The 23,955-nt window shown below is 68.2% G+C and carries 20 protein-coding genes and 1 pseudogene; 13 read left to right on the top strand and 8 right to left on the bottom strand.

What is annotated here, in order from left to right; genetic code table 11:
- Nucleotide 1 precedes the first annotated feature (1 nt).
- The 4 genes from BMY22_RS13805 to BMY22_RS13790 are packed head-to-tail and all read left to right on the top strand — an operon-like array spanning nucleotide 2 to nucleotide 2,701.
- Entirely contained in the window at nucleotides 2-532 is a 531-nt protein-coding gene (locus BMY22_RS13805) for a DsbE family thiol:disulfide interchange protein (protein WP_090622966.1), read from the top strand.
- Nucleotides 529-1,002 (top strand): cytochrome c-type biogenesis protein, encoded by a 474-nt coding sequence (locus BMY22_RS13800; protein WP_090622964.1) that lies wholly within the window; start codon nucleotides 529-531, stop codon nucleotides 1,000-1,002. The genes BMY22_RS13805 and BMY22_RS13800 overlap by 4 nt, the downstream gene beginning before the upstream one ends.
- A complete protein-coding gene (gene ccmI, locus BMY22_RS13795; protein ID WP_090622962.1) occupies nucleotides 999-2,201 on the top strand; it encodes a c-type cytochrome biogenesis protein CcmI in 1,203 nt (400 codons plus the stop codon). The genes BMY22_RS13800 and ccmI overlap by 4 nt, the downstream gene beginning before the upstream one ends.
- 23 nt (nucleotides 2,202-2,224) lie before the next feature.
- Nucleotides 2,225-2,701: a hypothetical protein gene (locus BMY22_RS13790; RefSeq protein WP_090622959.1), complete on the top strand. Its 477-nt coding sequence runs from the start codon at nucleotides 2,225-2,227 to the stop codon at nucleotides 2,699-2,701.
- A gap of 20 nt (nucleotides 2,702-2,721) precedes the next feature.
- Here BMY22_RS13790 and BMY22_RS13785 read toward each other — a convergent pair whose 3' ends face one another.
- Nucleotides 2,722-3,570 (bottom strand): ion transporter, encoded by an 849-nt coding sequence (locus BMY22_RS13785; RefSeq protein ID WP_090622957.1) that lies wholly within the window; start codon nucleotides 3,568-3,570, stop codon nucleotides 2,722-2,724.
- 190 nt (nucleotides 3,571-3,760) lie between these two features.
- Here BMY22_RS13785 and moaA point away from each other — a divergent pair, with 190 nt between their 5' ends.
- The 4 genes from moaA (at nucleotide 3,761) to ligA (ending at nucleotide 11,989) form a co-directional block, all read left to right on the top strand.
- Nucleotides 3,761-4,756 (top strand): GTP 3',8-cyclase MoaA, encoded by a 996-nt coding sequence (gene moaA / locus BMY22_RS13780; RefSeq protein WP_090623034.1) that lies wholly within the window; start codon nucleotides 3,761-3,763, stop codon nucleotides 4,754-4,756.
- Between the two features lie 212 nt (nucleotides 4,757-4,968).
- Complete coding sequence (smc, locus tag BMY22_RS13775) at nucleotides 4,969-8,457, top strand: chromosome segregation protein SMC (RefSeq protein ID WP_090622953.1); 3,489 nt, start codon at nucleotides 4,969-4,971, stop codon at nucleotides 8,455-8,457.
- Between the two features lie 216 nt (nucleotides 8,458-8,673).
- Entirely contained in the window at nucleotides 8,674-9,534 is an 861-nt protein-coding gene (gene zipA / locus BMY22_RS13765) for a cell division protein ZipA (protein WP_090622951.1), read from the top strand.
- 103 nt (nucleotides 9,535-9,637) lie between these two features.
- Nucleotides 9,638-11,989 carry an NAD-dependent DNA ligase LigA gene (gene ligA / locus BMY22_RS13760; RefSeq protein WP_090622948.1) on the top strand — a complete coding sequence of 784 codons (2,352 nt, stop codon included), beginning with the start codon at nucleotides 9,638-9,640 and terminating at the stop codon, nucleotides 11,987-11,989.
- A 240-nt stretch (nucleotides 11,990-12,229) separates the two neighbouring features.
- On the opposite strand, the gene rapA is transcribed toward ligA, so the two are convergent.
- Nucleotides 12,230-15,079, bottom strand: coding sequence for an RNA polymerase-associated protein RapA (gene rapA, locus BMY22_RS13755; protein ID WP_090622947.1), 2,850 nt, complete (start codon nucleotides 15,077-15,079; stop codon nucleotides 12,230-12,232).
- Between the two features lie 160 nt (nucleotides 15,080-15,239).
- Here rapA and BMY22_RS13750 point away from each other — a divergent pair, with 160 nt between their 5' ends.
- Both BMY22_RS13750 and BMY22_RS24395 read left to right on the top strand, forming a co-directional pair.
- Entirely contained in the window at nucleotides 15,240-15,830 is a 591-nt protein-coding gene (locus tag BMY22_RS13750) for an alpha-ketoglutarate-dependent dioxygenase AlkB family protein (RefSeq protein WP_090622944.1), read from the top strand.
- Nucleotides 15,827-15,994, top strand: a complete 168-nt coding sequence (locus BMY22_RS24395; protein WP_090622941.1) for a hypothetical protein — start codon at nucleotides 15,827-15,829, stop codon at nucleotides 15,992-15,994. The genes BMY22_RS13750 and BMY22_RS24395 overlap by 4 nt, the downstream gene beginning before the upstream one ends.
- 72 nt (nucleotides 15,995-16,066) lie before the next feature.
- Here BMY22_RS24395 and BMY22_RS13740 read toward each other — a convergent pair whose 3' ends face one another.
- From BMY22_RS13740 to BMY22_RS13730, 3 genes are all read right to left on the bottom strand, one after another.
- Nucleotides 16,067-17,785: an FAD-dependent oxidoreductase gene (locus BMY22_RS13740; protein WP_090622940.1), complete on the bottom strand. Its 1,719-nt coding sequence runs from the start codon at nucleotides 17,783-17,785 to the stop codon at nucleotides 16,067-16,069.
- Nucleotides 17,786-17,914: 129 nt separating this feature from the next.
- Complete coding sequence (locus BMY22_RS13735) at nucleotides 17,915-18,916, bottom strand: tripartite tricarboxylate transporter substrate binding protein (protein ID WP_090622938.1); 1,002 nt, start codon at nucleotides 18,914-18,916, stop codon at nucleotides 17,915-17,917.
- Nucleotides 18,917-18,953: 37 nt separating this feature from the next.
- Nucleotides 18,954-19,175 (bottom strand): hypothetical protein, encoded by a 222-nt coding sequence (locus tag BMY22_RS13730; protein ID WP_090622936.1) that lies wholly within the window; start codon nucleotides 19,173-19,175, stop codon nucleotides 18,954-18,956.
- Between the two features lie 238 nt (nucleotides 19,176-19,413).
- On the opposite strand from BMY22_RS13730, the gene BMY22_RS13725 reads away from it, so the two are divergent.
- Together BMY22_RS13725 and BMY22_RS13720 are read left to right on the top strand one after the other, a co-directional pair.
- The gene (locus BMY22_RS13725) at nucleotides 19,414-20,202 is read left to right on the top strand and encodes an IclR family transcriptional regulator (protein WP_090622934.1); all 789 of its coding nucleotides are present in this window, start codon (nucleotides 19,414-19,416) and stop codon (nucleotides 20,200-20,202) included.
- 218 nt (nucleotides 20,203-20,420) lie between these two features.
- Nucleotides 20,421-21,314: a LysR family transcriptional regulator gene (locus BMY22_RS13720; protein WP_090622933.1), complete on the top strand. Its 894-nt coding sequence runs from the start codon at nucleotides 20,421-20,423 to the stop codon at nucleotides 21,312-21,314.
- Between the two features lie 31 nt (nucleotides 21,315-21,345).
- Here the strand turns inward: BMY22_RS13720 and BMY22_RS13715 are convergent, their stop codons facing one another.
- From BMY22_RS13715 to BMY22_RS13705, 3 genes and pseudogenes are all read right to left on the bottom strand, one after another.
- Nucleotides 21,346-22,188, bottom strand: a complete 843-nt coding sequence (locus BMY22_RS13715) for an SDR family oxidoreductase (RefSeq protein ID WP_090622931.1) — start codon at nucleotides 22,186-22,188, stop codon at nucleotides 21,346-21,348.
- A gap of 198 nt (nucleotides 22,189-22,386) precedes the next feature.
- Nucleotides 22,387-23,142, bottom strand: coding sequence for a carboxymuconolactone decarboxylase family protein (locus tag BMY22_RS13710; RefSeq protein WP_090622929.1), 756 nt, complete (start codon nucleotides 23,140-23,142; stop codon nucleotides 22,387-22,389).
- 41 nt (nucleotides 23,143-23,183) lie between these two features.
- Nucleotides 23,184-23,603, bottom strand: a pseudogene (locus BMY22_RS13705) (zinc-binding dehydrogenase); the annotation flags it as partial.
- A gap of 52 nt (nucleotides 23,604-23,655) precedes the next feature.
- Here BMY22_RS13705 and BMY22_RS13700 point away from each other — a divergent pair.
- Nucleotides 23,656-23,955: helix-turn-helix domain-containing protein (locus BMY22_RS13700; RefSeq protein WP_143068493.1), on the top strand; the 300-nt coding region annotated here is incomplete at its 3' end.

Below are 23,955 nucleotides of genomic sequence, written 5' to 3'. Positions count from 1 at the left end.
CGTGAAGCGAGCGCTACTCCTGTTGCCGCTGGTGCTTTTTCTGGGCGTCGCGGCTTTTCTCTACCGCGGCCTGTTCCTCGATCCCGCCGAGCTGCCCTCGGCATTGATCGGCAAACCGTTCCCGCCGTTCTCCCTGCCGGCCGTCGAGGAGCCGGGGCGCACGCTCACGGTCGAAGACCTCAAGGGCCAACCGGCGCTGGTCAACGTCTGGGCGACCTGGTGCGTGTCGTGCAAGGTCGAGCACCCGGTGCTCAACGAGTTGTCCCGGCGTGGCGTGAGCATCGTCGGCGTCAACTACAAGGACGACAACGCCAGCGCGCTGAAATGGCTGCAGGAGTTCCACGATCCCTACCGGCTCAACATCCGCGACGAGCAGGGCAGCCTGGGCCTGGACCTTGGCGTCTACGGCGCGCCGGAAACCTTTCTCGTCGACAAGCACGGGATCATCCGCCACAAGTTCGTCGGGGTGATCGACGAGCGGGTCTGGCGCGAGCAGCTTGCCGCGCGCTACCAGGAGCTGCTGGACGAATGAACGCCCTGATACGCGCCGCGCTGTTCGGCCTGGCGCTGAGTGCGACGGCCCATGCCGCCATCGACACCTATGAGTTCAAGAGCGATGCCGAGCGCGAGCGCTACCGCAGCCTGATCGAGGAACTGCGCTGTCCGAAGTGCCAGAACCAGAACATCGCCGACTCCGACGCGCCCATCGCCATGGACCTGCGCCGGGAGATCTACCGGATGCTCGGCGAAGGACAAAGCGACGAGCAGATCGTCGACTACCTGGTGGCCCGCTACGGCGACTTCGTCCGCTACAAGCCGCCGCTCGATGCCCGCACGCTGCTGCTCTGGTACGGCCCGGCGGGCCTCCTGGCCGTCGGTTTCGGCGTGCTGGCACTGATTCTCGTCCGACGCCGACGCGGCATCGCCGACCCCGCGTCGAACGCCCTTTCCCCGGCCGAGCGCGAGCGCCTCGCCACCCTGCTGGACAAAAAAGACCCATGATCGACTTTTGGATCGCCGCCGGCCTGCTGTTGCTGCTGGCCCTGGCTTTTCTGCTGCTTCCCGTGCTGCGCGGTCGCCGCGCTCAGGCCGAGGAGGACCGTACCGCGCTCAACGTGGCGCTCTACGAGGAGCGCCTGGCCGAGCTGGAGGCGCAGCGCGCGGCCGGCACCCTGGACGCCGAACAGCTCAAGGCCGGCCGCGCCGAGGCGGCCCGCGAGCTGCTGGCGGACACCGCGGATGGCGATGCGCCGTGGCGCTCCTCCTTGGGCAAGGCCGTGCCGCTGGCGGCGGCTTTGCTGGTGCCGCTGCTCGGCTACGGCCTGTACCTGCACTGGGGCGCTAGCGACAAGCTCGAACTGGCCCGCCGGTTCGCCGAGCAGCCGAAGACCCTCGAGGAGATGACCGCCCGCCTGGAAGAAGCGGTCAAGGTCCAGCCGGAGTCCGCCGAGGGCTGGTACTTCCTCGGCCGCACCTACATGGCCGAGGAGCGTCCGACCGATGCCGTGCGGGCCTTCGAGCAGGCCGCCCGGCTGGCCGAGCGGCCGCCGGAGATCCTCGGCCAGTGGGCCCAGGCGCTGTATTTCGCCGAGGGCAAGCGCTGGAGCCCGCAGATGCAGGCGCTGACCGACGAGGCGCTGGCCGGCGATCCGACCGACGTCACCAGTCTCGGCCTGCTCGGCATCGCCGCTTTCGAGGCGCGCCGCTTCAGCGATGCGGTCGGCTATTGGGAACGCCTGGTGGCGATCCTCCCGGAGGGCGATCCGTCGCGCACGGCGATTCTCGGCGGCATCGCCCGGGCCCGCGAGCAGGGCGGGATCGCCGGGACGCCGGAGAGCGCGAAGCCGGCGGCCGGCCAGGTCGAGCTGAGGGTCAGCGTCGCCCTGGCCCCGGATCTGGCCGGCAAGGTGCAGCCGGACGACAGCGTGTTCGTCTTCGCCCGTGCCGCCTCCGGTCCGCCGATGCCGCTGGCGGTCGAGCGCCTGCGGGTGGCCGATCTGCCGGCGCAGGTCGCCCTGAGCGATGCCGATGCGATGATGCCGCAGCTCAAGCTGTCGAACTTCGCCGAGGTGCAACTGGTCGCCCGGGTTTCGCGGGCCGGCAATCCCACCGCGGGCGACTGGGTCGGCCGCCTCGACCAGGTGAGCGGCAAAGCCTCGGGCGAATACGCCCTGACCATCGATCGAGCCGACGCGCCCTGAGGGTGCGCCCCCGGAGAGGACTCATGAAGGTTCGTTCCCCCTCGCTGCGGTTCCCGGCCCGGCTCGCCGGGCGGCTGTGTCGCCTGCGGCCGCTTGGCGTGCTCGGCCTGACCCTGCTGCTGAGCGCCTGCGCCCACCAGGGGTACGACTACCCGTCCGAGCAGCACCCGGCGCCGTCCCCGCGTCCCCCGGTGCAGAGGCCGCCGGCCCAGGTGCCGCCCCAGCCGCAGCAGACGATCAAGGCCCTGCCGCCCAAGCCCGGTAGTTCGCCGCAGGCCCGGAGCGGCAACCATCCGCGCTATGCGCCGCCGCCGGATGTCGACGCCTACTGGGACAACAACCTGGGGGTCTACGTGGTGAGGGGCCGGCCGCTGTACTACCGGGAGCGCCTCTACTACCGCTGGAGCGACGGCTGGTACAGCTCCGGACGGCCGAACGGCCCTTGGGAGACGGTCGAGGGGCCGAGCGTGCCGCCGGGGCTGCGTCGTAGCCATCCATAGCCCGGCCTGTGGCGTAGGCCTCAGCCGCGCGGCGCTTCGCCGGCTGCGGATTCGGGGTGCCGGGGAAACAGCGCGTTGCCGCAGCGGCTGCAGTAGGCGGCATCGGGCTCGTGGGCACTCTTTTCGCAGGTCGGGCAGATCCGCTGCAGGCGTTCCGACTGCATGGCGCTGGCCAGTTCGGCGGTGAAGATCCCGGTGGGCACGGCGATCACCGAGTAGCCGGTGATCATCACCAGGGTCGCCAGGGCCTGGCCCAGCGGGGTCTTCGGCGTCATGTCGCCATAGCCGACCGTGGTCATGGTCACCACCGCCCAGTAGATGCTGGCGGGAATGCTGGTGAAGCCATGTTCCGACCCTTCGATTACATACATCAGGGTGCCGAAGACGATCATCAGGGTGGTCACGCTGAACAGGAAGACGATGATCTTCTGCCGGCTGCCGCGCAGTGCGACGAGCAGGAAATTCGCCTGGCTGAGGTAGGGCAAGAGCTTCAGCACGCGGAACACCCGCAGCATGCGCATGACCCGGATGATCAGCAGGTACTGCGCCTCGGGAAGCAGCAGGGCGAGGACGGCCGGCAGCACGGCCAGCAGGTCGACGACGCCGTAGAAGCTGAAGATGTAGTGCGACGGTCTGGGGTGGATGGCGATGCGCAGCAGGTATTCGGCGGCGAAGAGCATCGTGAAGCCCCATTCCAGAGCGTAGAGCAGCTCGCCGTAGCGGTCGTAGCCCGGCACGCTGTCGAGCATCACCACCACCAGGCTGGCGAAGATGGCCAGCAGCAGCGCGATGTCGAACTGCCGGCCGGCCGGCGTGTCGCTGAAGAAGACGACGGGGTAGAGGCGCTCGCGCCAGCTTTTCTTGCCCATGCTCACTCCTGCGCTTCGCGGCGCCGGGCCTCGAACTGGTCGGCTGGCGCGCATCCTGCTTCACTATAGAGAAGAAGGTCGCCGATGTTTGGCATCCGTGACCTGCGATCATAACCGGCTCGAGGACGCGAGCGATCCAGCCTGGTCCCACGGAGCGGTACCCTGCAGGCTGGCGAGAGTGAACTACGCCATGTCCAATGCCGAACTGGTCGATCCCTTCGGGCGCCGCATCACCTACCTGCGGCTGTCGGTGACCGACCGCTGCGATTTCCGCTGCACCTACTGCATGAGCGAGAACATGGTGTTCGCCCCGCGCGAGCAGATCCTCAGCCTGGAGGAGCTCTACGACGTGGCGGACGCCTTCATCGGCCTGGGCGTCAAGCGCATCCGCATCACCGGCGGCGAGCCGCTGGTGCGCAAGGGCCTGTTCAGCCTGCTCGAGCGCCTGGGCGCGCGCCCGGAGCTGGAAGACCTGGCCATGACCACCAACGGTTCGCAGCTGCCGTTCATGGCCGGCGATCTGCGTGCGACCGGACTCCGGCGGCTGAACATCAGCCTCGATTCGCTGCAGTCCGAGCGCTTCGCTGCCTTCACCCGCCGCGACAAGCTCGACCAGGTCCTCGCCGGCATCGACGCGGCCCGCGCCGCAGGCTTCTCGCGGATCAAGCTGAACAGCGTGGTGCAGAAGGGCCGCAACGACGACGAGGTGCTCGATCTGGTCGAGTTCGCCGTGGAGCGCGGCCTGGATATCAGCTTCATCGAGGAGATGCCGCTCGGCGGCATCTCCAGCCACCAGCGCAGCGAAACCCTCTGCTCCAGCGACGAGGTGCGCCAGCGCATCGAGGAGCGTTTCACGCTGGTGCGCAGCAGCCATGTCAGCGGCGGTCCCTCGCGCTACTGGCAGGTGGTCGGCAGCCAGACCCAGGTCGGCTTCATCTCGCCGCACAGCCACAATTTCTGCGGCGCCTGCAACCGCGTGCGGGTCACCGCCGAGGGCAAGCTGGTGCTCTGCCTCGGCCACGAGGGCGCGCTCGACCTGAAGACCCTGATGCGTGCCCACCCCGGCGATTCCGCGCGGCTGCGCCAAGCCCTGATCGACGCCCTGCAGCTCAAGCCCGAGCGCCATCACTTCGAGGCCGATGCCCAGGTGCAGGTGGTGCGCTTCATGAGCATGACCGGCGGTTGAGCGAAACGAGTGCACGCCTGCTTCTCGCGTGCACCGGACTGGAGCCTCCTGCGATCTTCGTCGCATCCGCCGGCGCTGTCCGGGCGGGTCCCTGTGCTAGACTTCGCGCCCTGCACGCACCCGACGAATCCCAACTCCAGCCATGATCCCGCCGGCTCCCGACCGCTCCCTCTTCATGCTCCCTGCCGGCCGCGGCCTGCCCGAGACCCGCCATGCGTCTTAAGTGCATCAAGCTGGCCGGTTTCAAATCCTTCGTCGATCCCACCACGGTGAGCTTCCCGAGCAACATGGCGGCGGTGGTGGGCCCCAACGGTTGCGGAAAGTCCAATATCATCGACGCCGTTCGCTGGGTGATGGGCGAGAGTTCGGCGAAGAATCTTCGCGGCGAGTCGATGACCGACGTCATCTTCAACGGCTCCAACACGCGCAAGCCGGTGACCCAGGCCTCCATCGAGCTGATCTTCGACAACTCCGACAACACCCTGCTCGGCGAGTACGCCAGCTACGCCGAGATTTCCATCCGCCGCCGGGTCACCCGCGACGGCCAGAACACCTACTTCCTCAACGGCACCAAGTGCCGCCGGCGCGACATCACCGACATCTTCCTCGGCACCGGCCTGGGGCCCCGCAGCTACTCGATCATCGAGCAGGGCATGATTTCCCGGCTGATCGAGGCTCGCCCCGAGGATCTGCGCAACTTCATCGAGGAAGCCGCCGGCATTTCCAAGTACAAGGAGCGCCGCCGCGAGACCGAGAGCCGCATCCGCCGTACCCAGGAGAACCTGGCGCGCCTCTCCGACCTGCGCGAGGAGCTGGAGCGCCAGCTCGAGCGTCTGCAGCGCCAGGCCCAGGCCGCCGAGAAGTACCAGGAATGCAAGGCCGAGGAGCGCCGTCTCAAGGCTCAGCTCGCCGCCCTGCGTTGGCGGGCGCTGAACGAGCAGGTTGGCCAACGCGAGCAGGTCATCGGCGACCAGGAGATCGCCCTCGAGGCGCTGCTCGCCGAGCAGCGCAACGCCGACGCTGGCATCGAGCGCCTGCGCGACGGGCACCACGAACTTGGCGAACGCTTCCATCAGGTGCAGGGGCGCTTTTATTCGCTGGGCGCCGACATCGGCCGGGTCGAGCAGAGCATCCAGCACGGCCAGCAGCGTTTGCGCCAGTTGCAGGACGACCTGCGCGAGGCGGAGAAGAGCCGCGAGGAAATCGAGGCCCACCTCGGCCAGGACCGCGGCCTGCTGGTCGAACTCGACGAGGAACTGGCCCTGCTCGAGCCCGAGCGGGAAATCGCCGCGGCCGGCGCCGAGGAAAGCGCCGCCCGCCTGGCGGAGGCGGAGTCCTCCATGCACGCCTGGCAGGAGCAGTGGGACGGCTTCAACCAGCACTCGTCGGAGGCGCGGCGCAGCGCCGAGGTACAGCAGGCGCACATCCAGCAGCTGGAGCAGAGCCTCGAACGCCTGCTCGAGCGCGAGCGTCGTCTCGACGAGGAGCGTGCCCGGCTGACGGCCGATCCGGAGGAGGCCGAGCTCGCCGAGCTGGCCGAGCAACTGGCCCTCGGCGAGCTGACCCTGGAGGACCTGAGCGCCGCCGAGGCGGCCTTGGGCGAAGCGCTGGAGCGGCTGCGCGGCGAACTGCAGCAGGCGAATCAGGAGCAGCAGCAGGTCCAGGGCGAACTGCAGCGCCTGAACGGGCGGATTGCTTCCCTGGAGGCTCTGCAGCAGGCAGCACTGGACCCCGGCCAGGGGGTCGCCGAGTGGCTGCGCGGGCAGCGCCTGGAGGACCGCCCGCGGCTGGCCGAAGGGCTGCGGGTAGCGCCGGGCTGGGAGCTGGCGGTAGAAACCGTGCTCGGCGCCGATCTGCAGGCGCCGCTGCTGGAGGACTTCGCCGGCCTCGACCTGGCGGGCTTCGCCCAGGGCGAGTTGCGCCTGCTCGGCCCGGCGCCGGACGCTACGCGCCTGGCCGGCAGCCTGCTCGACAAGGTCGAGGGCGGTGCCGATCTGGCGCCCTGGCTGGGCCGGGTGCTGGTGGTGGAAAGCCTCGCCGAGGCTCTGCAGCGGCGCCCCTCCCTGATGGAGGGCGAGAGCCTGATCGGCCGCGACGGCTACTGGGTCGGCCGCCATTTCCTGCGGGTGCATCGGGCCAGCGATGCCGAGTCCGGTCTGCTCGCCCGCGGCCAGGAGCTGGAGCGCCTGCAGGCCGAGCGCGAGACGCTCGAGGCGCGCCTGGCCGAGCTGGAAGAGCGCCTGTTCGCCCTGGACGAGGCGCGACGCCAGCAGGAGGAAACCCGCGAGGGGCAACGCCGGCGTTTGCAGGCGGAGGCCCGCCAGCAGGGCGAGCTGAAGGCCCGGCTGGCGGCCCTCCAGGCGCGGGCCGAACAGTTGTTGCTGCGCCGGCGCCGCTTCGACGAGGAGCTTGTCGAACTGGTCGAGCAGCGCGCCCTGGAGATCGAACGGCTGGGCGAGTGCCGCCTGCAACTGCAGGACGCTGTGGAGACCATGGCCGCGGACAACCAGCGCCGCGAGCAACTGCTGGCCGGACGTGACGCCCTGCGTGGGGGCCTCGAGCGCCTGCGCCGGGAGGCCGGCTCATACAAAGACCAGGCCCACCAACTGGCCGTGCGGCTCGGCTCGCTGCAGGCCAGGCGCGATTCCACCCGGCAGTCCCTGGAGCGACTGGAGCGGCAGTTCGAGCGGACCCTGGAGCGCCGCGAACAGCTCGGCCTGGACCTGGAGGAGGGCGCGGCGCCGCTGGAGGAGCTGCGCATGAGGCTCGAGGAGTTGCTCGAGCAGCGCCTGGCTGTCGAGGAGGAGCTGCGCGAGGCCGGCCTGGCCCTGGAAGACGCCGAGCGCGGGCTGCGCGAGGTGGAGAAGCGCCGCAGCCAGGCCGAGCAGCAGGCCCAGCTGCTGCGCAGCCAGCTGGAACAGCAGCGTCTGGACTGGCAGGCCCTCAGCGTGCGGCGCAAGGCCCTGCAGGACCTGTTGCAGGAGGATGGCCATACCCTCCACGAGGTGCTCGGCGCGCTCCCCGACGAGGCGTGCGAAGCGGACTGGGAGGCGGAACTGGAGCGCGTCGCCGCGCGCATCCAGCGCCTCGGCGCGATCAACCTGGCGGCCATCGACGAATACCGCCAGCAGTCCGAGCGCAAGCAGTATCTGGATGCGCAAAATGCCGACCTGGTGGAAGCCCTGGAAACCCTGGAGAGCGTGATCCGCAAGATCGACCGGGAAACCCGCAACCGCTTCAAGGATACCTTCGAGCAGATCAACGCCGGTCTGCAGGCGCTGTTCCCGAAAGTTTTCGGCGGCGGCCAGGCTTATCTGGAACTTACCGGCGAGGATCTACTCGATACCGGGGTAGCCATCATGGCGCGCCCCCCGGGCAAGAAGAACAGCACCATCCATCTGCTTTCCGGCGGCGAGAAGGCGCTGACCGCGCTGGCCCTGGTATTTGCGATCTTCCAGCTCAATCCGGCACCGTTCTGCATGCTCGACGAGGTGGACGCGCCGCTGGACGACGCCAACGTCGGCCGCTACGCCAGGCTGGTCAAGGAGATGTCGGAAAAGGTGCAGTTCATCTATATCACCCACAACAAGATCGCCATGGAGATGGCCGACCAACTGATGGGGGTGACCATGCACGAGCCGGGCTGTTCGCGCCTGGTAGCGGTGGACGTGGAGGAGGCGGTGGCACTGGCGGGCATCTGAGGCGAATGTATTGCCGGATCTTCCCGCTCACCGGAATACGGCGCCCGGCGGTACAATCCGCGGATGGGGCGTGCTAGCTTAATGTGCAATTTTCGGTACGCGTGGAATGTACTGCGGGAACACGCGGTGGCCACGTTTTTACGAGGGTAGGACGCCCTTTTTTGTGTGGGGATGGGAAGCCCTTTTTGTCAAATCAGTTCAGGGGTTGTGGATTTCATGGAAATCGGTCTGCGTGAGTGGCTGATCGTCATTGGCATCGTCGTCATCGGCGGCATCCTGTTCGATGGATGGCGGCGCATGCGTGGCAGCAAGGGCAAGCTCAAGTTCAAGCTCGAGCGCAACATTGCCGAAGCGCCCGAGGCCGTCAGCGAAAACAGCGAGTTGCTGGGGTCCCCCCGGTCGGTCGATTTCTCGCGGGAGCCCTCCTTCGAGCCGGACGAGGAAAACCTGCCCTCGCTGAGTGCCCGTGGGCTGAACCGGCGGCACCTCGACGAGGAGTTGGAGCCGGGCGATCTCGAGCTGGATCTCGACGAGCCGGTCCGCCTGGCCGCCGAGCCCGCACCCAGGCCCCGCAGGGCCGAGCCGAAGAGCGAGCCGAGGAGGGCCGAACAGGTCGAGCGCAGCGAGCCGCGGGAACAGCAGCCGCTCGAGGAGGTGCTGGTTATCCGCGTGGTGTCGCGGGAGGAGGTGGGCTTCAGGGGGCCGGCGCTGCTGCAGAGCATCCTCGAAAGCGGCCTGCGCTTCGGCGAGATGGACATCTTCCATCGCCACGAAAGCCTGGCCGGCAACGGCGAGGTGCTGTTCTCCATGGCCAATGGCGTCAAGCCCGGCACCTTCGACCTGGACGACATCGACCATTTCACCACCCGGGCGGTCAGCTTCTTCCTCGGTCTGCCCGGCCCGCGCCATCCGAAGCAGGCCTTCGACCTCATGGTGGCCGCTGCCCGCAAGCTGGCCCAGGAGCTGAACGGCGAGCTGAGGGACGACCAGCGCAGTGTGATGACCGCGCAGACCATCGAGCATTACCGGCAGCGAATCGTCGAATTCGAACGCCGGCAGCTGACCCACAAGCGCTGAGCCCGGGGGCCGGCGGCCCTGAAGCCGCCGCCCCGGTGCTTTCCCCGACGCACCTTCCTCGAGCAGCCACGGCTGCTCGTTTCGTTTTCCGGAAACCACCGCCATGACCGACGCCCAGACCGCCGCCGAACGCATCGCCCGGCTGCGCAGCGAGATCGACGAACACAACTACCGCTACTACGTGCTCGACACGCCGAGCGTGCCGGATGCCGAATACGACCGTCTGTTCTACGAGCTCAAGGCCCTGGAGGCCGAGCATCCCGAGCTGGTTACTCCGGAGTCGCCGACCCAGCGCGTCGGCGGCGAGGCCCTGGCAGCCTTCGGCCAGGTGCGCCACGAGCTGCCCATGCTCAGCCTGGGCAATGCCTTCGCGGAGGAGGATCTGCTCGATTTCGACCGCCGCGTGCGCGAGGGGCTCGGCCTGGACGGCGGGATCGTCGACTACAGTTGCGAACCCAAGCTGGACGGCCTGGCCGTCAGCCTGCTTTACGAGAATGGCCAACTGGTGTGCGGCGCCACCCGCGGCGACGGCAGCACCGGCGAGGACATCACCGCCAACGTGCGGACCGTGCGCAATATCCCGCTGCGCCTGCACGGCGAGGGCTGGCCGACGCTGCTCGAGGTGCGCGGCGAGATCTACATGCCCCGCGCCGGCTTCGAGGCGCTCAACGCCCGTGCCGTCGAGAACGGTGGCAAGACCTTCGCCAACCCGCGCAACGCCGCTGCCGGCAGTCTGCGCCAGCTCGACCCGAAGATCGCCGCCAGCCGGCCGCTGGACTTCTGCGCCTATGGCATCGGGCGCAGCGCCAGTGCGCTGCCCGGCAGCCACATCGGCATCCTCCGGGCGTTGAAGGGCTGGGGCCTGCCGATCAGCCGCGAGCTGAAGGCAGTCCGCGGCATCGAGGCGTGCCGGGCCTATTACGAGGAGATCGGCGCACGGCGCGACGCGCTGCCCTACGAGATCGACGGGGTGGTGTTCAAGGTCGACTCGGTCGCCCGCCAGCAGGAGCTGGGCTTTCGCGCCCGCGAGCCGCGCTGGGCCATCGCCTACAAGTTCCCGGCCCAGGAGGAACTCACCGAGTTGCTCGGCGTCGAGTTCCAGGTCGGCCGCACCGGCGCCATCACCCCGGTGGCGCGCCTGAGGCCGGTGCAGGTGGCCGGCGTCACGGTGTCCAACGCGACCCTGCACAACCTGGACGAGGTGGCGCGCCTCGGGGTGATGGTCGGCGATACGGTGATCGTCCGCCGCGCCGGCGACGTGATCCCGCAGATCGTGCAGGTGGTGCCCGAGCGCCGCCCGGCCGATGCCCGCCCCATCGAGGTGCCGCCGCAGTGCCCGGTGTGCGGCTCGGCGGTGGAGCGCACCCAGCTGGTCCGGCGCGGCAAGGGCAAGGCTACGCTCAGCGAGGGGGCGATCTACCGCTGCGTCGGCCGCCTGGCCTGCCAGGCCCAGCTCAAGCAGGCGATCGTCCACTTCGTCTCGCGGCGCGCCATGGACATCGACGGCCTCGGCGAGCGGATCGTCGAGCAGCTGGTGGACACCGGCCTGGTGAAGTCGCCGGCCGACCTCTACACCCTGACTTTCGAGCAGTTGGTGGTGCTGGACGGCTTCGCCGAGGTTTCCAGCAACAACCTGCTGGCCGCCATCGCTGCCAGCCGCAAGCCGAGCCTGGCGCGCTTCGTCTATGCCCTCGGCATTCCCGATGTCGGCGAGGAGACCGCCAAGCGGCTGGCCCGGGCCCTCGGGTCGCTTTCGCGTATCGAGAAGGCTCTGCCGGAGGTGCTCACCTGGCTGCCGGACGTCGGCCTGGAGGTCGCCCACGAGATCCACAGTTTCTTCGAGGACGAGCACAACCGCACGGTGATCGAGCACTTGCTGGCGCGCGGCGTCGAGCTGCAGGAGGAGGGCGAGCTGCAGGCAGAGTTCGCCGCTTGCGCCAGCCTCGACGAGCTGCTGGACAAGCTGGGCATTTCGGGAGTCGCCGCCACCGGCGCGAAGAAGCTCGCCGAGGCGGCGGGCAGTCTGGAGGCGGTGATCGCCCTCAGCCAGGACTGGCTGAGCCTGAGCATGACCAAGGGGCTGAGCGAGAAGGCCCGGCAGGCGCTACGCGCGTTCTTCGCCGACGCCGCCAACGTCGAGCGCGCTCGGGCCATCGAGGCGCAGCTGCGCGAGTTCGGCATGCACTGGGAAAGCGAGCGCCGGAGCGCCGTCGGTCTGCCGCTGGCCGGGCAAACCTGGGTGTTGACCGGCACCCTGGAGTCGATGAGTCGCGAGCAGGGCAAGGAGAAGCTGGAAAGCCTCGGCGCCAAGGTGGCCGGTTCGGTTTCGGCGAAGACCGCCTGCGTGGTCGCCGGTCCCGGCGCCGGCTCGAAGCTGGCCAAGGCCGGCGAGCTGGGGGTGAAGGTGCTCGACGAGGAGGCTTTCCTCGTCCTGTTGCGGCAGCTGGAGAGATGAGCGCTCTCTCGTGAAGACGTAGGGCGGGTGAAACCCGCCGACTCTGGGCGTGATCCTGCACCATGTCTGGCGGGTTTCACCCGCCCTATGCAAGCTGAATGGGGTGGAAAACGCGCATAGCGCTTTTCCACCGTTACCGAGTCGGCCGCGAAAAACGGGCGCAATGTTTTTCGGCCCGACCGCATGGGTGGGAAAGGCCTGTGGCCGTTTCCCACCCTGACCATGCAGGTGGGCGCAGCCTCAGCCGGCCACCAGCACGCGAATCGCCTCCAGGCGCAGGGCGGCCTTGTCGAGCATGGCCAGGCCGTCCTCGCGCTGCTGGCGCAAGGCTTCCAGTTCGCTGTCGCGCACGCTCGGGTTGACCGCCTGGAGCGCGCTCAGGCGGGCCAGCTCCTCGTCGAGGCTGGCCTTGAGGCGCTGGCGGGCTTCGGCGACGCGCTCGGCGTGGCGCGGCGCGACCTTGGCCTCGGCGGCGTTGATCTGCTTGGCCAGTATGTCGCGCTGGGCCTGCACGAACTTGTTGGCGCTGCCGCGCGGCACGCTTTCCAGCTGGTCGTTGAGGGTGTCGAAGGCGACCTTCGGTGCCAGGTCGTTGCCGTTGGCGTCGAGCAGGCAGCGCAGCGCCAGCGGCGGCAGGAAGCGGGCGAGCTGCAAGGCGCGCGGCGCCACCACCTCGCTGACGTAGAGCAGTTCGAGCAGCACGGTGCCGGGCTTGAGCGCCTTGTTCTTGATCAGCGCAACCGCGGTGTTGCCCATCGAGCCGGCCAGTACCAGGTCCATGCCGCCCTGCACCATGGGATGTTCCCAGGTGAGGAACTGCATGTCCTCGCGGACCAGGGCCTGGTTGCGGTCGTAGGTGACGGTCGCTGCCTCGTCGCTGCCCAGCGGGAAGCTGGCGTCGAGCATCTTCTCGCTGGGACGCAGGATCAGTGCGTTCTCCGAATGGTCCTCGCTGTCGATGCCGAAGGCGTTGAACAGCTCTTCCATGTAGATCGGCAGGGCGTACTGGTCGTCCTGTTCGTGGATGTCCTCGACCAGCGCATCGCCCTCGCCGCCGCCGCGGGAGTTGAGTTCCAGCAGGCGGTCGCGGCCGGCATGCAGCTCGCTTTCCAGGCGTTCGCGTTCGGCGCAAGCCGCATCCAGCAGGTCCTGCCACTCGCCGTCGTCGCCGCCTTCCAGAAGCGGCAGCAGGCGCGGGCCGAACTGGTGGTGCAGGGCGTTGCCGGTGGGGCAGGTGGCGAGGAAGGCGTTCAGCGCCTGGTGGTACCACTGGAACAGCCGCTCCTGGGCGCTGTTCTCCAGGTAGGGCACGTGCAACTGGATGCTGTGCTTCTGGCCGATGCGGTCGAGGCGGCCGATGCGCTGTTCGAGCAGGTCCGGGTGGGCCGGCAGGTCGAACATCACCAGATGGTGGGCGAACTGGAAGTTGCGTCCCTCGCTGCCGATTTCCGAGCAGATCAGCACCTGGGCGCCGAACTCCTCGTCGGCGAAGTAGGCCGCCGCGCGGTCGCGCTCGAGGATGCTCATGCCCTCGTGGAACACCGTGGCCGGGATGCCGGAGCGCACCCGCAGGGCGTCCTCCAGATCCTGCGCGGTCTCGGCGTGGGCGCAGATCACCAGCACCTTGACCTTCTTGAGCATCTTCAGGGTGTCGATCAGCCACTCGACGCGGGGGTCGAGGCGCCACCAGCGGTTCTCCTCGCTGGCGTCCTCCTGCTGGGCCTGGAAGCTGACCTCCGGATACAGATCGGCATGCTCGCCGACCGGCAGCTCCAGGTATTCGTCCGGGCTCGGTAGCGGATAGGGGTGCAGCTGGCGCTCGGGGAAGCCCTGCACGGCGGCGCGGGTGTTGCGGAACAGCACCCGGCCGGTACCGTGGCGGTCGAGCAACTCGCGGGTCAGGCGCGCGCTGGCCTGGATGTCGCCGTCGCTGACCGCGGCGAGCAGCGCCTCGCCCTCGGCGCCGAGAAAGCCGTGGATGACCTCGTGGGCCCGCTCGGAGAGGCGGCCCTGGTCGAGCAGCTCCTGCACCGCCTCGGCCACCGGGCGGTAGTTGGCGCTCTCGGCGCGGAAGGCCTCGAGGTCGTGGAAGCGGTCGGGGTCGAGCAGGCGCAGGCGCGCGAAGTGGCTCTCCTGGCCGAGCTGTTCGGGAGTGGCGGTGAGCAGCAGCACGCCGGGGATCACCTCGGCGAGCTGCTCGACCAGCGCGTATTCGGGGCTCGGCTGCTCGGGGTGCCAGACCAGGTGGTGCGCCTCGTCGACCACCAAGAGGTCCCAGCCGGCGGCGAACAGCGCATCTTGGGCGTGCTCGGCATGGGTCAGCCATTCCAGGGCAACCAGCGCCAGCTGGGTGTCCTCGAAGGGGTTGCCGGCGTCGCTGGCGGCGAAGCGTTCGGCGTCGTACAGCGCCACTTCCAGGTTGAAGCGCCGGCGCATCTCCACCAGCCACTGGTGCTGGAGGTTCTCCGGGACCAGGATCAGCACCCGGCTGGCGCGGCCGGAGAGCAGCTGGCGGTGGATCGTCAGGCCGGCCTCGATGGTCTTGCCCAGGCCCACCTCGTCGGCCAGCAGCACGCGGGGATTGACGCGGTCGGCGACCTCGCGGGCGATGTGCAGCTGGTGGGCGATCGGCTGGGTGCGGGCGCCGGACAGGCCCCAGAGCGAGGATTGCAGCAGACGGCTGCGGTGCTCCAGGGTGTGGTAGCGCAGGCCGAACCAGGACAGCGGGTCGATCTGGCCGGCGAACAGACGGTCGCTGGCCAGGCGGAACTGGATGAAGTTGGAGAGCTGGGTTTCCGGCAGGGTACGGCCCTGGCTGTGGCCGTCGAGGCCATGGTAGATGAGCAGGCCGTCCTGGTCCTCGACCTCGCGGACGACCATCTTCCAGCCGTCGAAGTGGGTGATCTCGTCGCCCGGAGCGAAGCGAACGCGGGTCAGGGGAGCATTGCGCAGGGAGTACTGGCGGGTTTCGCCGGTGGCAGGATAGAGCACCGTGAGCAAGCGGCCATCCGCGGTGAGAATGGTTCCGAGTCCGAGTTCCGCTTCGCTGTCGCTGATCCAGCGCTGCCCCGGTTGATATTGCTGCACCATGCCTGTCTCCGCTGTAAAAAGGCCGGCTATGGTAACGGAATGCCCTGGGTAGATCGACGTCGACTGCCGGCGCATTGATAGGAAAGCGTAGCTTTCAATGGTCGGCTTGCCCGTGCCGGCCGGTGTAGGATGGCCTCCCGTTTCTACCGATCCCTGCGCCATGACGCTGTTCGACGCCGATCCCCTCGATCTGCTGCGCCATTTGCCCGGCTGGGTGGACGGCGCCACGGCGGACCGCTGGCTGGCCGCGCTGCTGGCTGAAACCCCCTGGGAGCAGCCGCAGGTGCGGTTGTACGGGCGCCTTTACCCGGTGCCGCGGCAGGTCGCCTGGTACGGCGATGCCGGTGCCCGTTATCGCTATTCCGGGCTGAGCCACCGGCCGCTGCCCTGGACGCCGCTGCTGGCGGAGATCCGTGCGGCCGTCGAGGCGTTCGTCGGCCAGCCGCTGAATGGCGTGCTGCTCAACCATTACCGCGACGGTCGGGACTCCATGGGCTGGCACAGCGACGACGAGGCCGAGCTGGGACGCAATCCGCTGATCGCCTCGCTCAGCCTGGGCGGCACGCGGCGCTTCGACCTGCGCCGAGTCGGGCAGAGCCGCATCGCCCATTCGCTGTTCCTCGAGCACGGTTCCCTGCTGGTCATGGCCGGCGCAACGCAGCATGATTGGCAGCACCAAGTGGCGAAGACGCGCAGGCCCTGCGCGCCGCGCCTGAATCTGACCTTCCGCCAGGTGCATCCGCAGCCATGAATTCCGACGACAAGCTGATCGATTTCAGCAGCGAGCGCAGCAAGCGCATCCACGACCTGCACGAAAAACGCCTGGACGACATGCGCCAGGCCTTCGCGCAGGCCCTGCCGTTGCCCCAGGGGAAAAAGAAGAAGCCTGCCGGCAAGCCGAAGAAGAAGCGCTGAACTTCGCCGGGAGCCTGGCGAAAGGAAAGGACCGTGGCGGAGCGCTCCGCCACGGCCTGGTCGGGTCGAGTTTCACTCGTAGGCGGTGGCCCCGGCGATATGCCGGCCGGCGATGTAGCCGAAGGTCACCGCCGGGCCGAGGTTGATGCCGCCGGCCGGGTAGTTGCCGCCCATGATGCTGGCCATGTCGGTGCCGGCGGCGTAGAGGCCGTCGATCGGCTGGCCGGCGCCGTCCAGCACTTGGGCGTGGGCGTTGGTCTTCAGGCCGGCGAAGGTGCCGAAGCAGCCCGGCTGCACCTTCACCGCGTAGAACGGGCCGTTCTCGATGGGCGCGACGCAGGGGTTGGGCTGGTGCGTGGCGTCGCCCTGCTTGCGGTTGTAGGGCGTCGAGCCGCGGCCGAAGGCCGGGTCCTCGCCGTTGCGGGCATGGCGGTTGTACTCGGCGACGGTCTCGGCCAGGCCCGCCGGGTCGATGCCGCAGGCCCGGGCCAGCTCCTCGAGGGTCTTGCCGGTCTTCAGGTAGCCGTTGCGGACCCACGGGCCGACCGGTACCGGCGTCGGGCGCGAGATGCCCAGGCCGTAGCGGCGCTGGAAACGGTGGTCGCAGATCAGCCAGGAGGCGACTTCCTGTCCCAGCGGCACCGCGGCGACCATCGCCGAGGTGTAGTCGTAGTAGCCGTGAGCCTCGTTGACGAAGCGCTTGCCGTTGGCCAGCACGCCGATGATGCCGGGCTTGCCGCGCTCGATGATATGCGGGAAGTGGCCGGTGCTGCCGTCTTTGTGGCGCACCAGCGACACCGGCGCCCAGGCTACCGGCGAGACCAGGTCGGTGGCGACCTGGCCGCCGGCCGATTCGCCCAGGCGCAGGCCGTCGCCCGAGGCGCCCAGCGGCGGTAGGGCCAGGTGTTCGCGGCCGGTCGGCGTGCGCGGGAACAGCTGCTTGCGCCGCTCGATGTCGTTGGGGAAGCCGCCGGCGGCGAGCACCACCGCCTTGCTGGCGCGGATGCTGACCTCGCCCTTGGCGGTCTCCACCACCGCGCCGCGCACGGCGCCGTTTTCCAGCAGCAGGCGCCTGGCCGGTGCCGATTCGATCAGTTGCACGCCGAGGTCCTCGGCCGATTTGGCCAGCCGTGCCACCAGTGCCACGCCGTTGACCAGTTGCATGGCGCGGCCGTGGCGGGCGAGGTCGATCAGGTGGCGGCCGAAGCGTCGCCCGGCGTAGACGAACGAGCGCGCCGAGCGGGTCATGTTCATGAACGAGGCCAGGTCCTTGCCGGCCATGATCGGCATGCCCATGAACGAGGTCTCGCGCATGGTCTTGCTCAGGCGGTGGATCAGCGCGCCGACCTCGCGGCCGTCGTAGGGCGCGGCGATCACCGAGCGCCCGCCGGTGCCTGCGCCGGGGGTGTCGCCGTGGATGTCGGCGATCAGGTTGCCGTCGGAAAACTGCAGGGCGGTGTGCCGCTCGAAGAACTCGACCATGCGCGGGCCGGCCTCAAGGAAGGCGTCGATGCGTGCGGCGTCGTACTTTTCGCCCAGCTCGTGCTTGAGGTAGGTGCGCGGCAGCTCGGGGTCCTCGACGATGCCGGCACGGCGCGCCAGCGGGTTGCACGGCACCCACATCCAGCCGCCGGACCAGGCGGTGGCGCCGCCGAACACCGGGTCTTTTTCCACCACCACCACCTTCTGCCCGTGCCAGGCGGCAGTCACCGCGGCCGACAGGCCCGCGGCCCCCGAGCCGACAACCAGAACATCGCATTCGACCGTGTGGGCCAGAGGACTCGCAGGCATCGATTTTCTCCCGTTCGGAAAGGTGAGGCGCGGCTTTTGCGCCTTTTTATTTTTTGGAACACAATTCCAATATTAAGGGTTCGCGCCACGTTCGCCAAGCGGGTGTCGTTCCAGGGGGCTGTCGGGGGCCTACGGCTTGGCAATGCCCAGGGTGTCCGGCGAGATCTGCACCGCCTTGGCCTTGTACATCGACCAGGCGGTGACCGATTGCCAGCGCTGGAGATACCGGGAGGCCTCGTCGCCACTGAGGTTCAGCGGTTTGGCGCCGTAGTTCTTCAGGAAGGCCTGGAACTCCGGGGCAGCCACGGCCCTGGCGTAGGCGCCGCTCAGCTTCTGCTTGATGTCCTCGGGGGTGTCCTTGTGCACCCAGACGCCCCAGAACGAACCCCACGGCAGGTATTCGGCGATACCCGGCAGGGCCTTGCTGATCGGTTCGACGCCCGGCAGCTCCGCCACCTTCTCGGTGCTCACCACGGCCAGGGCCTTGAGCTTGCCGGCGCGGATCAGCTCCTTGCACGAGGCCAGGCTGAGGGGCATGAAGTCGATTTGCTTGCCCATCAGCGCGGCGATGCCGGAGCCATCGCCGCTGAAGGTCTGTTCGCTCACCTTGAGTTCTTCCACGGCATTGATCATCGCGTGCACGGTATTTGGCAGGGCACCGACGCCGGCGCCGCCCATGCGCAGGCTGCCGGGATTGGCCTTGGCCGCGGCCAGCAGGTCCGCCATGCTGTTCCACGGGCTGTCGGGATAGGTGGCGATGACCGCCACGTTCTGGCCGATCAGGTTGATCGGATAGAGGGCGCTGTAGTCGAACTTGGCCAGGCCGAGCACCGGGTACAGCTGGGGGTTTTCCGCGCCGAGCAGCAGGGTGTAGCCGTTGGGCTGCTGGCCGAGGACGTAGCTGGTGCCGATCACCGCGGTACCGCCCGGGCGGCTGCTGAGGGTCAGTTTGCCGCCCAGTTCCTTCTCCACGAAGGGCGAGAGGCTGCGCATCACATTGTCGGTGGCGCCGCCGACGCCCCAGGGGATCACCGCCTGGATGCTGCGCTCGGGGTAGGCGGCATGGGCGGCGAGGGTGAAGCCGGCGGCACTGGCGGCGAGGGGCAGTCCGACGAACAGTTTCTTGAACATGGGGCACTCCGCTTGTCGTTGTTTTGGGGGCGATTGGTCAGGGTGTTGCGCTTTTCGGCCAGCCCGGCACGAGCGTCTGGCCGGGCTGGCAGACGCCGAAGGCGAGGGTGGGCGGCAGGTAGATCGGGCTTGCCCACAGGCTGCTGGCCGGCAGGGCCGTCGGCGGCCGGCCGCTGCACAGCTGGCGGATCGACAGCTGCAGGAGGACGCAGGCGCTGGCGTGGAAGCTGACCCATCGGATGCGGGCCGGGCCGGTCACCGACGTGTGTTTGTGGCAGGGGCGCGGCGCCGCTGGGGCTGGCTGCGTCTGGCGCAGATACTGGTGGCAAGCCTGATGGCAATCAATCGGCGGCGCTCGATAATCGAACGAAAACTAACCGGTTAGGACATTTTTGGCGACGATTCCCGTGCCGCCGGGGGCCGGGACGCGGAGAAGGGTGTGGTCCACGCTGGCCGGCTCTTTTAGAATTGCGGCATTTTCCGCCTGGATGCTGAACATGGCTGGCAGTCAAATCGAACGCGCGCTGAGTCTTCTGGAAAGCCTGACCGCCGATCCCGGCGGAACCCCCCTGCAGAGCCTGGCCGACCGGCTGCTCATCCCCAAGAGCGCCACCCACCGGATGCTCGCCGAGCTGATCCGCCTGGGCTACGTGCGGCAGGACCCGCAGACCAGCCGCTACCAGCTGTCCACCAAGCTGGTGGCGCTGGGTTTTCGCTACCTGGCCAACAGCGGTGCGGACGTGGTCCAGCCGATTCTCGACCGCCTGGCCGAGGAAACCGGCGAGCTGGTGCGCCTGGGGGTGATCGACGGCGAGCGGCTGACCTGGATCGCCAAGTCCCAGGGTGCCCGCGGCGGGCTACGCTACGATCCGGACATGGGCCGCGACGCGCCGCTGTCTTCCACCGCCTCCGGGCACGCCTGGCTGGCCAGCATGGGCGACGAGGAGGCCCTGGCCCGGGTCGCGCAGCAGGCGGCGGTCGATCCGGCCGAGCTGGGTCCCAATGCGCCGCGCTCCAGAGCCGAACTGCTCGAACGCCTGCATCTGGCACGTGCGCACGGCTATGCCTGGGTGGTGGAAAGCTCGGCGGTCGGCACCGCCGCCATGGCCGCGGCGGTCCGCGACCCGCGCAATCACCGCCCCATCGGCGTGCTCAGCCTCGCCGGCCCCAGCGCCCGCCTTGGCGAAGCGCGCATGCATCAGCTGGCGCCGCGCCTGCTGGCTGCCAGCGCGGAACTCTCCGAAGCCAGCCAGGCTTCCGAGCTGTTCCCCTGTGGCCTGGGCTAACGGTGTTTCACCCTTGGCAGCCGTCGATCCAGCGCAGACGCCGGTCTGAAATTGGCCGAGGTGATCGTGGCCGGCAAGAGGCTATGGCGAAGCGTGCATTCGCGAGCAGATCGAGGCACAGGACGCTCGACCGGGAATCGTTTTGCCACATTGCCATTTGCGTACGACCTACCGCTTGGGTGGCATAATCCGCTCAAGCTCATGAGGCGGATCGATAAGTGCCCCGCGAAAACTACAACGATCTCCTGGCCTTCGTGATGGTTGCCCGTGAGGGAAGCTTTACCCGGGCAGCGGCGCAGCTCGGGGTATCGCAATCGGCGTTGAGCCACACCATTCGTTCGCTCGAGGCCAGGCTGGCTCTTCGGCTCCTCACCCGCACCACGCGTAGCGTCTCGCCGACCGAGGCGGGCGAGCGCCTGCTCCTGACGCTGGCCCCCCGGTTCGAGGAGATAGACGCCGAGCTTGCGGCCTTGAGCGAACTGCGCGAAAAACCCGCAGGTACCCTCCGCATCACCTCCGCCGAGCATGCCGTCGATACTGTCCTTTGGCCCAGGTTGGAGAGGCTGCTGCCGGACTATCCCGACATCAAGGTGGAAATCACCATCGACTACGGGCTGAGCGATATCGTCGCGCAGCGCTATGACGCCGGCGTGCGCCTCGGCGATCAGGTCGCCAAGGACATGATCGCCGTGCGCATTGCGCCGGACATGCGCATCGCGGTGGTGGGGGCTCCGGCCTACTTCGCCAGGAAAGCGCCGCCGCGGACGCTGCAGGCGCTGGCCAGCCACGACTGCATCAACCTGCGCCTGCCGACCTACGGAGGCCTGATGGCCTGGGAGTTCATCAAGGATGGACACGAAGTCAAAGCGCGCGTCGAAGGCCAACTGGTGTTCAACAATGGCTCGCAGATACTCCGCGCGGCACTGGCCGGCTTCGGCATCGCCTACCTGCCGGAGGACATGGCGCGGGAGCACATCGCCACAGGCCGGCTCGTATCGGTGCTGGAGGACTGGTGCCCGACCTTCCCGGGCTACCATCTCTACTACCCGAGCCGCCGGCAGTCTTCGGGGGCCATGGCGGTGCTGATCGAGGCGCTGCGCTATCGCGCGTAGCCCCGTATTGCGCTTGCGACGACAGTGCCGGTCACTCCCCGGGCGGGAAGTCCGTGGAGGCGGCGAGTTCGGCCTGCGCTTCGAAGCCGGCGATCCGCTTGCGCAGGGTCGAGAGGGTGCTCTCCAGCGCCTGGGAGCCGAGCACCAAGCGCAGCGGCGCGGGCTCCACGTCGACGCTCTCGATGATCCGCGCGGCCATGCGGGCTGGGTCACCGGGGGCCGAAGCGTTTTGGGGATCGAGCATCCGCAGGAAGCCGTGTGCCGGGGTGTCGTCATAGACAGGCAGGAGTGTCGCCACCCGCGCGCTCCCGTAACGGAACTCGGTGCGCGCGCCGCCGGGCTCGACGATCGTCATGCCGATCCCGAAGGATGCGACCTCCTGCGCGACCGACTCCACGAAGCCTTCGATGCCCCACTTCGTCGCGTGGTACATCGAGTTTCCCGGGAAAGCGACCTGGCCGCCGTAGGACGATATCTGGACGATGCGTCCGCCGCCCTGGGCGCGAAGACGCGGCAGAGCGGCACGGATGAGCTGGATCGAGCCGACCAGGTTGGTCGCGACAATGTGCTCGATCTGCTCGTCGGTGAGCTCCTCCGCCGCGCCGAACAGGCCGTAGCCGGCGTTGCCGATGATCACGTCGATGCGTCCGAGCCGGGCGAACGAGCGTTCGACCACCTCGCGGATCGCCGCTGTGTCGGTCACCTCGAGCACTTCGGCGTGGAACGCTTCGGGATAACGCTCGATCAGATCGGTGACCTTGCCGGTGTCGCGGACGGTTCCGACGACGCAGTCGCCGCGCTCGAGGAGCTGACCGGTGAGCTGGCGGCCGAAGCCGCTGCTGACCCCCGTGATGAACCAGGTGCGTTTCGACATGGTGAATTCTCCTGTAATTGTTGCAGTGACACCGTAGCCATCCCGAAGCGCGCTATGCCGAGTACACCAGGGCACGCACGAAGGACCACCTCATCGGCGCCGGGACGCCCGCTGCTGCCGGTCGCCCCGGCGACCAGGCAGTTCTGCGGAGAATAGCCATGACATCTCCTGTCTGTGCGGTGTCGCAGCCCGTCGTGTTCATGAGGCGGTGACCTCGTCGACGACCCGCAACGCATTGAGCGTGCGGGGATAGCCGATGAATGGCAGTAGCTGGGTCAACACATCGATCAGTCGTGCGCGGTCGTTGCCGACGTTGAGGTTCGCCGCGACATGGCCCTTGACCTGCGCTTCGCATCCACCGAGCGAGACGAGCATGCCGAAGGTGAGCAGCTCGCGTGTAGGTACGTCGATGCCGGTGCGCGTGTAGTGGTCGCCGAAGCAGTGGGCCGACAGGTAGCGCTGGATGTGCACCAGGTCGGCGGGCGCGGAGGCGTAGAGGCTCTCGACGGCATCGCTGCCGACGATCTGCTTCTCGACCTCGAGCCCCTTCTGCGCGCGGTTGTCGGGCGTGGTCGTGGACTGGCCCGGCAAGGGCAACTCGACCCCGCGCTCGGTGAGTACGTTGTTCGTGGCGTGGATGAAGTCGAAGACCTTGGCCATGCCCACGTACGGCACCGCCTGGTAGACGATCTCCTTGGCCTCCACCGGCGTGACCCCAACGGTGAGCGCCGCGCCGAGCATGATGCGGTACTCGCTCAGGGCTTGGGAGGCAATCATCGAGGCGAGTTGGACCATCAGCCGGGTCCGGGCGTCCAGACTGCCGTGACGGAGCACCTCGTCGAAGGCAAAGTTGTCGAACGTCTCGATGAGCTCGGGGTCGGTCACCGCCAGGGTGGAGACATGGCCAGGAAAAAGCTCGTCGTGGTTCTTGCGCGCTCGCTCATTGGGAGCCATCGCCGTTCTCCTTGTCGTCTGTCGTCGTCAGGGCCGACCGCTCAGGCCTTGGCTCCTGCGGCCGAGTCCAGCGAAGCCATGTCGATCACGAAGCGATAGCGGACATCGGCATGCTCCAGCCGCTCGAAAGCCTCGTTGATCTGGTCCATGCGGATCATCTCGCACTCCGGCAGGATGTTCTTCCGTGCGCAGAAGTCGAGCATCTCCTGGGTCTCGCGGATGCCGCCGATCAGCGAGCCGGCGATCCGGCGACGACCGAGGATCATCGGGACGGTGTTCGGCTCGGCGAGCGGACCGACCTGTCCGAGCAGCACCAGGGTGCCGTCGACGTCCAGCAGCGGCAGATAGGGGTTGAGGTCGTGCTTGACCGGAACCGTATCGATGATGAGGTCGAAGCCGGACTGCGCCTTGGCCATGGCCTCCTCATCCGTCGAGACGAGCAGCCGGTCGGCGCCTAGTGCAGTTTCATAGATGTAGTTGTTGAAAATGCGGTGTCGGGCGATGCTATGGCCCATGAAAGCACCTCTATTCGTTCGCCCTTTGACTACTGAGGAACGGCAGGCCCTGCAGGTTGGCCTGCGTGCCCGGGAAGCCTTCACGCTGCGGCGCTGCCAGATCCTGCTGGCCAGCGCCGACGGCAAGACCGCCACGGAAATTGCTGCCCTGTTCGGCTGCGCCACGCAAACCGTACGCAACACCCTGCGGGCCTTTGCCGCCGAGGGGTTGTCTTGCCTGACGGAGAAGTCGCATCGGCCCAAACGTGTCCGTCCCTTGCTTGCGGGCACGCAGGCCGAGCGCTTGCGCACTTTGCTG

The sequence above is a fragment of the Azotobacter beijerinckii genome (genome assembly GCF_900110885.1).
Classification (GTDB): Bacteria; Pseudomonadota; Gammaproteobacteria; order Pseudomonadales; family Pseudomonadaceae; genus Azotobacter; species Azotobacter beijerinckii.
Note: the sequence above shows the minus strand (reverse complement) of the source record. Positions and strands in the feature narration are given on the sequence as shown.

Bases quoted from the DNA above. Each gene is read 5' to 3' on its own strand.
- BMY22_RS13800 (WP_090622964.1), top strand. From the start codon at position 529: ATGAACGCCCTGATACGCGCCGCGCTGTTCGGCCTGGCGCTGAGTGCG.
- ccmI (WP_090622962.1), top strand. From the start codon at position 999: ATGATCGACTTTTGGATCGCCGCCGGCCTGCTGTTGCTGCTGGCCCTG.
- BMY22_RS13790 (WP_090622959.1), top strand. From the start codon at position 2,225: ATGAAGGTTCGTTCCCCCTCGCTGCGGTTCCCGGCCCGGCTCGCCGGG.
- BMY22_RS13785 (WP_090622957.1), bottom strand. From the start codon at position 3,570: ATGGGCAAGAAAAGCTGGCGCGAGCGCCTCTACCCCGTCGTCTTCTTC.
- moaA (WP_090623034.1), top strand. From the start codon at position 3,761: ATGTCCAATGCCGAACTGGTCGATCCCTTCGGGCGCCGCATCACCTAC.
- smc (WP_090622953.1), top strand. From the start codon at position 4,969: ATGCGTCTTAAGTGCATCAAGCTGGCCGGTTTCAAATCCTTCGTCGAT.
- zipA (WP_090622951.1), top strand. From the start codon at position 8,674: ATGGAAATCGGTCTGCGTGAGTGGCTGATCGTCATTGGCATCGTCGTC.
- ligA (WP_090622948.1), top strand. From the start codon at position 9,638: ATGACCGACGCCCAGACCGCCGCCGAACGCATCGCCCGGCTGCGCAGC.
- rapA (WP_090622947.1), bottom strand. From the start codon at position 15,079: ATGGTGCAGCAATATCAACCGGGGCAGCGCTGGATCAGCGACAGCGAA.
- BMY22_RS13750 (WP_090622944.1), top strand. From the start codon at position 15,240: ATGACGCTGTTCGACGCCGATCCCCTCGATCTGCTGCGCCATTTGCCC.
- BMY22_RS24395 (WP_090622941.1), top strand. From the start codon at position 15,827: ATGAATTCCGACGACAAGCTGATCGATTTCAGCAGCGAGCGCAGCAAG.
- BMY22_RS13740 (WP_090622940.1), bottom strand. From the start codon at position 17,785: ATGCCTGCGAGTCCTCTGGCCCACACGGTCGAATGCGATGTTCTGGTT.
- BMY22_RS13735 (WP_090622938.1), bottom strand. From the start codon at position 18,916: ATGTTCAAGAAACTGTTCGTCGGACTGCCCCTCGCCGCCAGTGCCGCC.
- BMY22_RS13725 (WP_090622934.1), top strand. From the start codon at position 19,414: ATGGCTGGCAGTCAAATCGAACGCGCGCTGAGTCTTCTGGAAAGCCTG.
- BMY22_RS13715 (WP_090622931.1), bottom strand. From the start codon at position 22,188: ATGTCGAAACGCACCTGGTTCATCACGGGGGTCAGCAGCGGCTTCGGC.
- BMY22_RS13710 (WP_090622929.1), bottom strand. From the start codon at position 23,142: ATGGCTCCCAATGAGCGAGCGCGCAAGAACCACGACGAGCTTTTTCCT.